Raw genomic sequence first — 12806 nt, 5'->3', positions numbered from 1 at the left:
ACTACCGGTTGCGCACCACCACGCACGCTCCGCCGACGCTTTGCAATTTCTGGCAGATGACATTGGCGGCGGCACGGTCGTCGACACCGATCCTGACCGCATAGATACCGCGCCGGCCGATCGGCGTGCGTACCCGGCTGACCACCGGATCGTGCCCGTCGAGCAGGGCCGGGAACCGGCTTCTTGCCCGCAGCCATTGGTTGATCGCGGCACTGCGGCGGAAGTTGCCGGCCACCTGGATGCCCCATGGTTTTATGTTGATCGAGGCCATCGCCACGGTCCGCGACATGATCACCGGCAGCCTGCGGCAGGCGTCGGCAAAATCCGCCTTTGAGTCGAGCGGCTCGATCCTTCCGGCATAAGCCCGGTCGGTGAACTTGTCCGCCGGCTCGCCCATGATGTCGAAGACATAGCTTTCGGTCTCCATCGGCAGGAAGCCGCCGGAGCTGAGCCAGCGCGACACCCGGCTTTCGCCGGCATTGTAGGCGGCGGCCGCCAGACCGAGATTGCCGTAGCCGGTTTTCATTTCGGCGAGATACTTCGCCGACGCCGGGATCGCCTGGTTGATGTCGAAGGAATTGGCCAGCCCGCGCATCTTGGCGGTGCCGGGCATGAACTGGGCGATGCCTTCGGCGCCGACCGGGCTGACGGCGTCGGGATCGAAACGGCTTTCTTTCCAGATCAGCCGGGCGAAGTAATCCCTGGGCAGGCCGTTCTTGTCGGCATGCGCCTGGATCAGGTTGCAGACCTTGTCGATCAGCCTTTGCTTGGCGGATTGCGGCGGATCAGCCTGAACCAGCGTCGACCAATCCAGGGCGCAAAGCAGAACCAGCGTAGCCCTGAGGAAACGCTGCATCGCGCCTACTCTGCCGCGGCCTTGCCGCGGCCAAACCGTTGCTCGATATAGTCGGCGACCATTTTCTCGAAATCCGCCGCGATCGACGGCCCGCGCAGCGTCGCCGCCTTCTTGCCGTCGACGAAGACAGGCGCCGTCGGCGTCTCGCCGGTGCCGGGCAGCGAAATGCCGATGTCGGCATGCTTGGACTCGCCCGGACCGTTGACGATGCAACCCATCACCGCGACCTTGAGGTTCTCGACGCCTGGATATTTTTCGCGCCACACCGGCATGTTCTTGCGCAGATCCGCCTGGATGTTCTGGGCGAGTTCCTGGAACACGGTGGAGGTCGTGCGGCCGCAGCCAGGACATGCGGCAACGATCGGCACGAACTGCCTGAATCCCATGGTCTGCAGCAATTCCTGCGATACCTGCACCTCACGTGTGCGGTCGCCATTCGGCTCCGGCGTCAGCGAAATGCGAATGGTGTCGCCAATGCCTTGCTGGAGCAGGATGCCCATGGCGGCCGACGAAGCCACGATGCCTTTCGAACCCATGCCGGCCTCGGTGAGGCCGAGATGCAGCGCATGGTCGGAGCGGGTGGCGAGCTCGGTATAGACGGCGATCAGGTCCTGCACGCCGCTGACCTTGGCCGACAGGATGATTTTCTCGCGACCGAGGCCGATCTCTTCCGCCAGCTCGGCCGACAGGATGGCCGACTGCACGATCGCCTCGCGCGTCACTTCCTGCGCCGTCAGTGGAAAACCCTGGGCCTGGTTGTCGTCCATCAGCCGGGTCAGCAGTTCCTGATCGAGCGAACCCCAATTGACGCCGATGCGCACCGGCTTGTCGTATCTAATCGCCATCTCGACGATATCAGCGAACTGCCGGTCCTTCTTGTCCTTGAAGCCGACATTGCCCGGGTTGATGCGATATTTGGCCAGCGCCTCGGCGCAGGCCGGATGGTCGGCCAAAAGCTTGTGGCCGATATAGTGGAAATCGCCGACCAGCGGCACGTTGATGCCAAGCCGCTGAAGCCGCTCATGAATGCGCGGCACCGCGGCGGCGCTCTCGTCGCGATCGACGGTGATGCGCACGATCTCGGAGCCGGCCCGGTGGAGTGCCGCGACTTGCGCAACGGTCTGGTCGATATCGGCCGTGTCGGTGTTGGTCATCGACTGCACGACAACGGGCGCACCGCCGCCGACGACCACGCCGCCGACATCGACGCCGACCGAGGTGCGGCGAGGGAAAGGAGAGGAAAAATATCCGGTCATGCCGGCAGCCTTTTGTCTCTGGAGCGCCGAACGTCCCCTTGGACGCACAGAGCGCGCCCCGGGCCGATGCGCTAAAGTCCGGGCATGAGGTGGATGAGCAAAGATGGCTTGTCAATGGCGACAGGTCGCCACTGGCCGGAATCGGCCCGCCGCCAAGGACCAGAAACGATCGATGATCTGGCGAAATCTGGCGACGGCCGAAGCGGAAATTAAGCGGGTGGAAGTCCAGCTCAGGCCGATGGCCCAGCTCTGGAAATCGAAAACCCCCAGGCCGGCGGCAGGTGCCGCCGGGAAAAGAGGCCGCGGATAGTGAGCGGCGATGTCAGGAGGGCATCAATGCGTGGTCGGTTTCCCTCTCAGTTTTTCAATCTCGTCCTTGAGTGCCAGCTTGCGTCGCTTGAGATTCACGATTTCGAGGTCGTCGACCGATGGATGGTTCATCGCGTCATCGATTTCACGTTCGATGTCACCGTGTTTCCGCTGCAACTCATCAAGATGGGATGCAAGAGACATGATTGGTTCTCCCTTTCATGGTTTCCTCGATTGCAGCCGTCATGGCGCGTCCACCGCAGGTTCGCTTCTGTGACGGCATAATGACAGTGTGTCACCTTCCGGCAGCGATGTCGAATGATCCGTGGTAGCATTCCACGACAATGTGAAATGTGATATGGGCTGCGCGCCGGTTGCAAAATCCCACCGGCCCCGCCCAATCAGGCCCATTTTTGGGCGCCGCAGACGTGCAGACGGTAGATAATGTCCGATCAGGAACAGGCTGATATCCGGCTCGAATATTCCCGGCTGAAGCAGGAGCACGCCGATTTCGATGCGGCCATCAACGCGATGATCGCCATGGCCTGCGATCCGCTGCAGATCCAGCGCATGAAGAAGAAAAAACTGTTCCTCAAGGACCGACTGATGGCGCTGGAAGACAAGATCATTCCCGACATCATTGCCTGAGAGAGCATCCGCTCGTTCGCGTCCTAGGCCGCGGTCGAAAGTCTCGCGGCACGATCACGCAGCAGGCCGATGAGCTCGCCGGTCCGCTCCTCGGACGTATCGATGGGGACCACCAGGCACATCGTAGCCTCGACCTTGCCCGGCGCCGAAAAGACCGGCGCGGCTAGGCATTTCGTATAGGCATCGACCAAGCCCGAGGTGACGCAATAGCCGGCAACTCGCGCCTTTGCGATATCGGTGACAAAATCGTCAAGCCGCAGTTTGCGACCATCGGGCAGCACGAGATCGTCGTCCGGCACCATGGCTTCGATTTCAGCCCGCTCCAGCCCCGCCAGAAGCAGCCGTCCCGAGGCCGTCCAGGGCAGCGGTATCTGCAAGCCGGTGGCGGAGCTGATGCGGAAAGGCCTTGTGCCCGGGCTCGCGTGGACGATCGTGTAGCGACCGCTCTGCAGCATGCACAGTTCGGAGGTCTCCCCGGTCTCGCGCGACAGATTGTCGACCTCCTGACGCCCTCGTCTGAGGAGGTCGTTGCCCCGCACATAGTCCATTCCATAGAGATAGAGCTTCTTGCCGAAATAGACGCGATTGCCGTCGCCTTCCATTTCCAGCAGGCCTGCGTCGACCAGCGACCGCACCAGCGTGTAGGTCGTCGAACGGGGTGCGTTCACCCCTTTGGCAAGGTCGCCAATGCCGATCGCCCGCTGGGTCGTGTGAAGAAACTCCAGAATTTCGAGCACTCGGTTGAGGCCCTTTTCACGGGAGCTCGAAATTTTCTCGCCGGCTGAAATCGCGGAAACATTGCCATCTTGCATTGTCGATTCCCGGTGTTAATATCTGTCTTGTACAGGATACACTCGTCCCTTGTAAGAGACAAAATCACGGACGCGTGTCTTGCCTGTGCACAAGGGGAACACAACACGAAAGGAGGTCGCCGTGAACGACACATCCGGAAGACGTGATTTTCTGAAATTGGGAATGGCAGGGCTGGCCACGGCCGGCGTGCTGGCAACCGTCGATGCCCAGAAAGCCGCTGCCCAGGCAGCATCCGACAGCCTGCTGCGCACCGTGCTCGATCGCGGCAAGCTGATCGTCGGCACCGGCAGCACCAATGCACCCTGGCACTTCGAAAACGATGCCGGCGAATTGGTCGGCATGGACATCACCATGGGGCGTATTCTCGCCAAGGGCCTTTTCGACGATCCGACCAAGGTCGAATTCGTCATGCAGGATCCGGCTCAGCGCATTCCGAACGTGACCACCAATAAGGTCGACATCACCATCCAGTTCATGACCATGAGCGCCCAACGCTCGCAGCTGGTCAACTTTTCCCGGCCCTATTATGTCGAGGGCGTTGCCCTGCTGAGCCTGCCGACCGCCGAGAACAAGACTTTCGACAAGCTGCTTGCCGGCGGCGCTGCAACGCGCATCTCCATCCTGCAGAATGTCGATGCCGAGGCGCAGGTGCATTCGGTGCTGCCCGAGTGTCAGGTCATGCAGATCGATACCCAGGCCAACGTGCTGCAAGCGCTGGAATCGAAACGCGTCGACGCCGCCGCCGTCGATCTGTCCACGGTGCGCTGGCTCGCCTCGCGCAATCCGGACAAATACTTCGATGCGGGCAAGAGCTGGCTGAGCATGCTTTATGGCGCGGCTCTGCGGCAAGGCGACCTTGACTGGCTGACCTTTGTCAACTCAACCTTCACCATCGCCATGTTCGGCCACGAGAACGCCCTCTACGATGCCGCGTTCAAGGACTATTTCGGACAGGAGCCGCCGGCGCGCCATCCGGGCTTCCCGGCCATTTGACCTGCATCGGGCGGGAGGGTGTATCCAGCGCCCTTCCGCCTCCCTAGAGCAATTCCAGGAAAAGTGTGAAACGGTTTTCCGTCCGGAATTGCGTCAAAACAAAGAGTTAGAGCGGTTTGCCGTTTCCGTGAAACGGTGAACTGCTCTAAGGCCTGCGGCAACCGAGGCGGACGCATGGGCTATGCCCTCAATTTCAATCTGATCTGGCGGCATTTCGACAAGCTGTGGGGCGGCCTGCTGCTCAGTCTCGAACTCGCCGTCATCTCGATCGCCATCGGCATCGTCATCGGCCTTGTCCTGGCGGTCTGGTACGTGTCTGCCGGGCGTGTGGTGCGTACCATCATCGCCGCCTATGTCGAATTCATCCGCAACGTGCCGCTGATCCTGCTCGTCTATCTCGTCTTCTACGGCCTGCCGACGGTGGTCGATATCGCCTACAGCGCGCCGACCTCGTTTGTCGTCACGCTCTCGCTCTACAGCGGCGCCTATCTGGTCGAGGTGTTCCGCTCCGGGCTCGAGGCGGTTCCGCGCGGACAGCTGGACGCCGGCAAGGCGATCGGCCTGACGCCCTGGCAAAGGCTGCTCAACGTGCGCCTGCCGACGATGCTGCGCATCACGCTGCCGGCATTGTCCAACACCTTCATATCGCTGTTCAAGGACACGTCCGTCGCCTCGGTCATCTCGGTGCCGGAACTGACCTACGGCGCCCAGTGGATCAACTTCAACACGTTCCGGATCGTCGAGGTCTATCTCGTGGTGACGGCGATGTACCTGCTTACCGGCTACATGCTGCTTTTCGCGCTTCGGCTTGTCGAACGCCGGTTCAGGGCGGCGCGCTGACATGCTCACCCAGATCGCCTATGCCTTGCCTTTCCTCGCCCAGGGCTTTGCCCTGACATTGTGGGTATCCCTGCTGGTCGTGGTGTTCTCCCTGATCGCGGGCGTGATCATGGGCGTCGGCCTCGTCTATGGCCCGGTACCGTTGCGATGGGCCGTGCGCATCTTCAGCGATACCATTCGCGGCATACCGATCCTGGTGCTCATCTTCTTTGTCTATTACGGCCTGCCGGCCGTCGGGCTTCATCTGCCGTCCTTCTGGGCCGCCGTGCTGGCGCTGACCTTGTTCAAGACCGCGCAGGTCGTCGAATATCTCAGGGGTGCGGTCGGATCCATTCCGAAGGGGCAGTCCGAAGCGGCAATGGCGATCGGACTGACCTTTCGCCAGCGCCTGGCCTACGTCATCTTCCCGCAGGCGTTCAGGCGCTTCCTGCCGCCCTGGATCAATGGCGTCACCGACGCGGTCAAGGGCAGCGCGCTGGTGTCGCTGCTCGGCATCACCGATCTGATGCAGGCCATCAACCAGGTCATCGGCCGCACCTATGAGGCGATGCCGCTCTACCTCCTCGGCGCGCTCATCTACTTCGCGGTCAACTATGCCCTCTCGCTGGCCAGCCGGCGGCTCGAGCGGCGTTTCTCCTTCATTCGGGATTAGCAATGTCCACAGGTTCGAACGACACCCCGGCGCTTCTCGACATCCGCGACGTCTCCAAAGCCTTTGGAACCGTCCAGGTTCTGCGTTCGGTCAGCCTGCGGGTGGCGCGCGGCGAGGTGGTGACGGTCATCGGCCCCTCCGGCAGCGGCAAGACCACGCTGCTGCGCTGCGTCAACTTCCTCGAAAGCTACGACAGCGGCTCGATCCGCATCGACGGCAAGGAGGTCGGCTTTCGCGAAGCCGGAGCCCGCCAGCGCCGCAGCGAACGCGATCTCGCCGCGATGCGGGCCGAGACCGGCATGGTGTTCCAGAGCTTCAACCTCTTTCCGCACCTAACGGCGGCGGGCAACATCATGCTTGGCCTCACCAAGGTGCGCGGCAAGAGCAGTGCGGAGGCCCGCACCATCGCCGAACACTGGCTCGGCCGGGTCGGCCTTGCCCACAAGGCCGACAGTCTGCCCGCCGAACTGTCCGGCGGCCAGCAGCAGCGTGTCGGCATTGCCCGCGCCGTGGCCATGGGGCCGAAGATCCTGCTTCTCGACGAGATAACCTCCGCGCTCGACCCGGAGCTGGTCGGCGAGGTGCTCGAGGTCGTGCGAAGCCTGGCCGAGGACGGCATGACGATGGTGATGGTCACGCACGAAATGGCCTTTGCACGCGATGCCTCGAGCCGCATCATCTTCATGGCCGATGGCGGCGTCAGCGCGGCGGGTCCACCCGCCGAAATCCTGGCGGCGGACACCGACAATGAGCGCCTGCGCACCTTCCTGGCACGTTTCCGCGCATCGCATTTCTAAACGGGACAGCGAGCGCTGTCGCAAGGAGCCTTCTTTCATGACGCCTTATATCCGGCTCGCCGCGTTGGGCCTGACGCTGCCCGAGCCGCCGACCCCGATCGCCAATTTCGTCACCCATGCCGAAAGCGGCCGGCTGATCTTCCTGTCCGGCCAGGGGCCGCTGCGGACCGACGGCACGCTGTGCACCGGCAAGGTGGGAGATGATGTCACCGTCGAAGAGGCTTATGGCCACGCCCGCCTCACCGGCCTCAACCTGCTCGCCGTGATGCACGCGGCCACTGGCGATCTTGGCCGGATCGTGCGCATCGTCAAGCTGCTCGGCTTCGTCAACGCGATACCAACCTTCAGCGACCACCCGAAAGTGGTCAATGGCTGTTCCGATCTGTTCGCCGACGTGTTCGACACCATCGGCGGCCATGCCCGCTCGGCGATCGGCGTCGGCTCCTTGCCTGGAAACATCACCGTCGAAATCGAGGCGGTCGTCGAGATCGCCGCCTGACCCGTAGAAATGGAATCCGAGAGATGAGAACCACTTCCACCGACGGCTCCAACACCACGATCCGCGAGCGGCTCGGCCTTCGCCCGATCATCAACGTCTCCGGCACGATGACGGCGCTCGGCGCATCGATCATCGTGCCTGAAGCGGTCAGCGCCATGGCGGAAATGGCCTCGCAATGGGTGGAGATGGATGATCTGCAGCGTGCCGCAAGCACGATCGTGGCGCGTCTCACCGGCGGCGAGGCCGGTTTCATCACCGCCTGCTGCGCCAGCGGCATCACCATGGCGATCGCCGGCGCGATGACGGGAACCAACCTGCTCGCCATCGAGCGGCTGCCGGACGACACCGAAGGGCTGAAGTCGGAGGTCATCGTCCAGCTCGGCCACATCGTCAACTACGGCGCGCCAATCGACCAGTCGGTCCGGCTGGCCGGCGCAAAGGTCGTGCCCGCTGGCACCGTCAGCGTTACGCAGGACTACCATGTGCGTGAGGCGATCAACGATCGCACGGCGGCAGGTCTCTATGTCGTCGCCCATCATACCGTGCAGTACGGCATGCTCTCATTGGAGGAATTCTGCGAGATCTGCCACGCCAGGGGCGTCCCGGTGATCGTCGACGCGGCCTCCGAATACGATCTGCGCGGCTTCCTTTCGCGCGGCGCCGACATCGTCATCTACAGCGGACATAAATTCCTGAGCGGACCGACCAGCGGCATCGTCACCGGGCGCAAGGATCTGGTTCGAACCGCCTATCTGCAGAACCGCGGCGTCGCGCGCGCCATGAAGGTCGGCAAGGAAAGCATCGCCGGCACCATGGCCGCACTGGAAGCCTGGGAAAAGCGCGACCATGCCGGCATCCGCCGGCGCGAAGAAGCGGCACTGAACCTGTGGAAGGACACGTTGCAGGGGCTGCCGGGCATCGTCGCGCAGATCATCCCCGACCCCACCGCCAACCCTCTGGATCGGTTGCAGATCTTTGTGTTGCCTGAAAGCCGGTTCACGGCGGCCGGTCTCGCCTCGGCATTGGCGACAGGTTCGCCGCCGATCATCGTGCGCAACCATGAAGTGGAGCGCGGCCATTTCTTCCTCGACCCCTGCAATCTTCATCCCGGTGAGGCCGAGATCGTCGCCGAACGGCTGCGCGCCATACTGACCGCGGCCGACCGGCCCGCCAATGCCATGAAGCCTGCCCGCAAGGATTCGTCCGGTGTCTTGCGCTGGCCGGATTGAAACGCGAGACGGACCGCTGCTTGAAAATGTGCCGGTCGCGATTAGTGCACGCTATCACGCGACCATCGCCCTGACGGATTCCCAACCTACGGCGTCGGCTAGGAAACTGCCGGCGCGCCTCTACGCGACTTAGCCCAGCCGCAACGGCGGCCTTGCGGCTGTTCACCGTCCCGCAAAACAATAACTTTACAAATATTCGTGTTTATGTGAAGTTATGACTATTGAAGGGTCGATCATGATAGCCAATCGCTTCGCCACGCGCCTGAATTCCTTTGCCTCGCGGCCGCTGGCCGAATGGCCGGACCTTACCGGCAAGCCGTCGCTGCTGCAGATGGCGGCGCGCGCTGCCAAGGTAGCTGGATTGACCGACCTCGATCTGAATTACCCCGACCATGTCGGCGAAAAGCCTGCTGAAATCGCCCGCAAACTCGGCGACCTCGGCCTTTCCATCAATGGCTTTGCCATGCGTTACTACTCCAACCCGGCCTTCAAGCTCGGCGCCTTCACCAATCCGGACCCGGCGGTGCGCCGTGAAGCAATCGACCTGACCAAATCCGGCATCGACGCCGTGCGTGAAGCCGGCGCCAGCCTGATGACGCTTTGGCTCGGCCAGGATGGCTTCGACTACGTCTTCCAGGCCGACTATTCGACGCTCTGGCAACACGAAATCGATGGGATTCGTGAAGTTGCCGCGCATGATCCCGACTGCCAGATCAGCTTGGAATACAAGCCCAACGAGCCGCGCTCCTACAGCCTGATGCCGGACGCGGCGACGACCTTGCTGGCGATCCGCGATGTCGGCCTGCCCAATCTCGGCGTCACGCTTGATTTCGCCCATGTGCTCTATGCCGACGAACAGCCGGCCTTCGCCGCGGCCCTGGTGGCGCGCCACAGCAAGCTGCTCGGCGTGCATCTCAACGACGGCTACGCCAAGCGCGATGATGGCCTGATGGTCGGCGCGGTGCACACGCTGCAGACCATCGAGCTGCTCAGGCAGATCCGCCGCGACGGTTACGCCGGGGCCATCTATTTCGACACGTTCCCCGACATGACCGGGCTCGATCCGGTTCGCGAGTGCGAAGTCAACATCGCCACCGTCAAGCGCATGCTGCGCGTCGTTGACCGGCTGGAGCAGGACAATCGCCTGTCCGCCGCCATGGACAGCCAGGACGCGGTGACATCGCAGGCCATCATCCAGGAAATCATGCTCGGGCCGGATAGCTGAAGCCTCGGCCGGGCCATCACCGTTTTCAACAAGGGAGGAATACAATGAAACTTCTGCTTGCCACCGCTACCGCCGCACTGATGGCGCTGTCCATCGGCTCGGCCTTTTCAACAGATCTCGCGCCGCTGAATTCCGATACGGAAAAGGACCGCATCGATTGGTCGCAGGTCGAGGCCAAGTTCGGCGCTTTCCCCAAACTGCCCGAAGGCACCAAGGCGGGTGCCGTCTCCAAGACGCTAACCAACGAATACTGGCGCTCGCTGGGCGAGGGTTACAAAGCGTTCGGCGACAAAGTCGGCGTTCCCGTCGTCTACCAGGCGGCGCAGAGCGAGGGCGACCAGCTCGGCCAGCTGACCATCGCCGAAGGCCTTGTGACGCAGGGCTACAACGTGCTGCTCGTCTCGCCGCAGACCGACGCCAATCTGCAGCCGATCATGGAGCAGGCCAAGGCCGCCAATGTGCCGGTGGTCAACGTCAACGATGCGGTCATCCCGCAGTCCGAGCACTATGTCGGCAATGTCCAGCGCGACAATGGCGTGCGCGTCGCCAAATGGTTCATCAAGAACCGTCCGGATGGCGGCAAGGTCGCCATCGTCGAAGGCCAGGCCGGCGTCTATGCCGCCGTGCAGCGCACCGACGGCTTCAAGTCCACCATCTCAGAAGGGGGCAAGTTCGAGGTCGTCGCCAGTGTTCCCGGCAACTGGGACCGCCAGACCTCCTATGACGCGGCCACCAACATCCTGCAGCAGCACCCCGACCTGATCGGCTTCTATGCCAACAATGACGGCATGGCGCTGGGCATTGTCGAGGCGGTCAAGGCTGCCGGCCTGCAGGACAAGGTTGCCGTGTTCGGCACTGACGGCATTTCCGACGCCTATGCCTCGATCCGCGCCGGCGAATTGACCGGCACGGTCGATAGCTTCCCAGTGCTGACCGGCGAAGTGGCCCTGGAAACGGCGCTGCGACTGGTGGCCGGACAAAAGCTGCCGCGCGTCGTCGCCACGCCGCAGGCACTGATCACCAAGGACAATGCCGACCGCTATTCCGGCACCGGCGCGCGCAAGGCGCTGCTCGAGGATGCCGCCGCGGGCCAGTAAGGCCAATCGACGAGTGCCGGCCAGGGCAATTCGCTCCCGGCCGGCACCATTGCCCGGAAAGAGAACCCAATGTCACCCCGGCTGCAATTCCAGGGAATTTCCAAGCTGTTTCCGGCGGTGCGGGCGCTCAACGACGTGTCGTTCTCGATCAGCGCCGGTGAAATCCACGGTCTGCTCGGCGAGAACGGCGCCGGCAAGTCGACGCTGCTGCGCATCCTGTCGGGCGTCTACAGACCGACGGCGGGAAGCGTCCTTATCGACGGCAAGCCGGTGACGCTTGCCAATCCGGTCGCGGCGCGCGCCGCGGGCATCGCCATGATCCATCAGGAATTGCAGCAGGTGCCGCGGCTCAGCGTCGCGCAGAACATGTTTCTCGGCCATCCGCTGACGCGCGGCGGTATCTTCGTCGCCCGGGGAAAGCAGGAACGCCGCGCTGCCGAGGCTCTTGCAGCCCTTGATCCGTCCATCGACCCAGCCGCTCCTCTCGGAACCCTGAAGGTGGCGCAGCGCCAGATCGTCGAGATCGCCCGCGCGCTGCTCGATCGCGCCCGCATCGTCGCCATGGACGAGCCGACATCGAGCCTGACGCCGAGCGAATTCGAACGGCTGGCGCAAGTCATCACCGGCCTCGCTCGAGACGGCGTCGCCATCGTCTACGTCTCGCACAAGCTGGACGAGGTGTTCGGCATCTGCCGGCGCGCCACCATCATGCGCGACGGCGTGGTCATCGATACCGTCGACCTGAAAGGCCTGTCGGAAAAGGCGGTCGTGGCGATGATGGTCGGCCGCGAACTGGCGCAGGAACAGCATAACTCCCATGCCTCCGACGAGGTCATGCTGAGCGCGCGTGGCCTCTCCTCGGCAACGAAGGTGCGCAACGTGTCGTTCGATCTGCATCGCGGCGAAGTGCTGGGCATCGCCGGCCTCGTCGGTTCCGGCCGCACTGAATTGCTGCGCCTTCTGGCAGGGGCGGATCGAGCCATCGCAGGTACGATCGCAATCGATGGCAAGGCGACCCGATTTTCAAGCCCGCGCGATGCGATTGCCGCCGGCATCGGCCTGGTGCCGGAAGAGCGCAAGCGTGAGGGCATCGTGCCGCTGCGCTCGATCACCAGCAACATGGCGCTGGCCTCGATGGGCGTATTCGCGCCGCGCGGCGTCATCGATCACGCCAGGTTGAAACAGGTGGCGGCCGACAAGATGGGCCGCGTCAACCTGCGCCCATTCCTGCTCGACCGGCCGATCCGCCTGTTCAGCGGCGGCAACCAGCAGAAGGCGATCATCGGCCGCTGGCTGGCAGCGGGAACGCGCATCCTTTTGTTCGACGAGCCGACGCGCGGCATCGATGTCGGCGCCAAGGCGGAGATCTATCATCTGATTGAGGAGCTCGCCGCCGAAGGCCATGCGGTGATCGTCGTCTCCTCCGAGCTGCCCGAGGTGATCCGGCTCGCCGACCGCGTGCTGGTGATGCGCGACGGCACCATCGCGGCCGAACTCCACAGGGACGATATCAGCGAACAGGCGATCGCGGCACACGCCATCCCCCAGACGCAAACGCCGGCCGCACAGCAGGCAAGACAGTAGGTGACGGA

Annotated in this window: 14 protein-coding genes; 10 read left to right on the top strand and 4 right to left on the bottom strand. The window is 63.2% G+C overall.

What is annotated here, in order from left to right; genetic code table 11:
* Position 1 precedes the first annotated feature (1 nt).
* The 3 genes from NKH03_RS01120 to NKH03_RS01110 form a co-directional block, all read right to left on the bottom strand.
* Complete coding sequence (locus tag NKH03_RS01120) at positions 2-856, bottom strand: transglycosylase SLT domain-containing protein (RefSeq protein ID WP_352966767.1); 855 nt, start codon at positions 854-856, stop codon at positions 2-4.
* 5 nt (positions 857-861) lie between these two features.
* Entirely contained in the window at positions 862-2112 is a 1251-nt protein-coding gene (gene ispG / locus NKH03_RS01115) for a flavodoxin-dependent (E)-4-hydroxy-3-methylbut-2-enyl-diphosphate synthase (protein ID WP_352878323.1), read from the bottom strand.
* Positions 2113-2445: 333 nt separating this feature from the next.
* The gene (locus NKH03_RS01110; RefSeq protein ID WP_013529217.1) at positions 2446-2625 is read right to left on the bottom strand and encodes a YdcH family protein; all 180 of its coding nucleotides are present in this window, start codon (positions 2623-2625) and stop codon (positions 2446-2448) included.
* 240 nt (positions 2626-2865) lie between these two features.
* Here NKH03_RS01110 and NKH03_RS01105 point away from each other — a divergent pair, with 240 nt between their 5' ends.
* Positions 2866-3069, top strand: coding sequence for a YdcH family protein (locus NKH03_RS01105; protein WP_023757446.1), 204 nt, complete (start codon positions 2866-2868; stop codon positions 3067-3069).
* 23 nt (positions 3070-3092) lie between these two features.
* Here NKH03_RS01105 and NKH03_RS01100 read toward each other — a convergent pair whose 3' ends face one another.
* Positions 3093-3881 (bottom strand): IclR family transcriptional regulator, encoded by a 789-nt coding sequence (locus tag NKH03_RS01100; protein ID WP_352966766.1) that lies wholly within the window; start codon positions 3879-3881, stop codon positions 3093-3095.
* Positions 3882-4002: 121 nt separating this feature from the next.
* Here NKH03_RS01100 and NKH03_RS01095 point away from each other — a divergent pair, with 121 nt between their 5' ends.
* The 9 genes from NKH03_RS01095 to NKH03_RS01055 all read left to right on the top strand — a co-directional run bounded on the left by NKH03_RS01095 (position 4003) and on the right by NKH03_RS01055 (position 12798).
* On the top strand, positions 4003-4875 hold the full coding sequence (locus tag NKH03_RS01095) for a transporter substrate-binding protein (protein WP_292643047.1): 873 nt from the start codon (positions 4003-4005) through the stop codon (positions 4873-4875).
* 174 nt (positions 4876-5049) lie between these two features.
* The gene (locus NKH03_RS01090; protein ID WP_352966765.1) at positions 5050-5715 is read left to right on the top strand and encodes an amino acid ABC transporter permease; all 666 of its coding nucleotides are present in this window, start codon (positions 5050-5052) and stop codon (positions 5713-5715) included.
* Between the two features lies 1 nt (position 5716).
* A complete protein-coding gene (locus tag NKH03_RS01085) occupies positions 5717-6367 on the top strand; it encodes an amino acid ABC transporter permease (protein ID WP_352966764.1) in 651 nt (216 codons plus the stop codon).
* A gap of 2 nt (positions 6368-6369) precedes the next feature.
* Complete coding sequence (locus NKH03_RS01080) at positions 6370-7164, top strand: amino acid ABC transporter ATP-binding protein (RefSeq protein ID WP_352864728.1); 795 nt, start codon at positions 6370-6372, stop codon at positions 7162-7164.
* A gap of 37 nt (positions 7165-7201) precedes the next feature.
* Positions 7202-7663, top strand: coding sequence for a RidA family protein (locus tag NKH03_RS01075; protein ID WP_352966763.1), 462 nt, complete (start codon positions 7202-7204; stop codon positions 7661-7663).
* A 23-nt stretch (positions 7664-7686) separates the two neighbouring features.
* Positions 7687-8892, top strand: a complete 1206-nt coding sequence (locus NKH03_RS01070; protein ID WP_352966762.1) for an aminotransferase class V-fold PLP-dependent enzyme — start codon at positions 7687-7689, stop codon at positions 8890-8892.
* A 235-nt stretch (positions 8893-9127) separates the two neighbouring features.
* Positions 9128-10117: a sugar phosphate isomerase/epimerase family protein gene (locus tag NKH03_RS01065; protein ID WP_352966761.1), complete on the top strand. Its 990-nt coding sequence runs from the start codon at positions 9128-9130 to the stop codon at positions 10115-10117.
* 44 nt (positions 10118-10161) lie between these two features.
* The gene (locus NKH03_RS01060) at positions 10162-11214 is read left to right on the top strand and encodes a sugar ABC transporter substrate-binding protein (protein WP_352864736.1); all 1053 of its coding nucleotides are present in this window, start codon (positions 10162-10164) and stop codon (positions 11212-11214) included.
* A 69-nt stretch (positions 11215-11283) separates the two neighbouring features.
* The gene (locus tag NKH03_RS01055; protein ID WP_352966760.1) at positions 11284-12798 is read left to right on the top strand and encodes a sugar ABC transporter ATP-binding protein; all 1515 of its coding nucleotides are present in this window, start codon (positions 11284-11286) and stop codon (positions 12796-12798) included.
* Positions 12799-12806 lie beyond the last annotated feature (8 nt).

It is taken from the genome of Mesorhizobium sp. M1406 (assembly GCF_040317555.1).
GTDB lineage: Bacteria > Pseudomonadota > Alphaproteobacteria > Rhizobiales > Rhizobiaceae > Mesorhizobium.
This window is presented reverse-complemented; position numbering and strand designations above follow the sequence as displayed.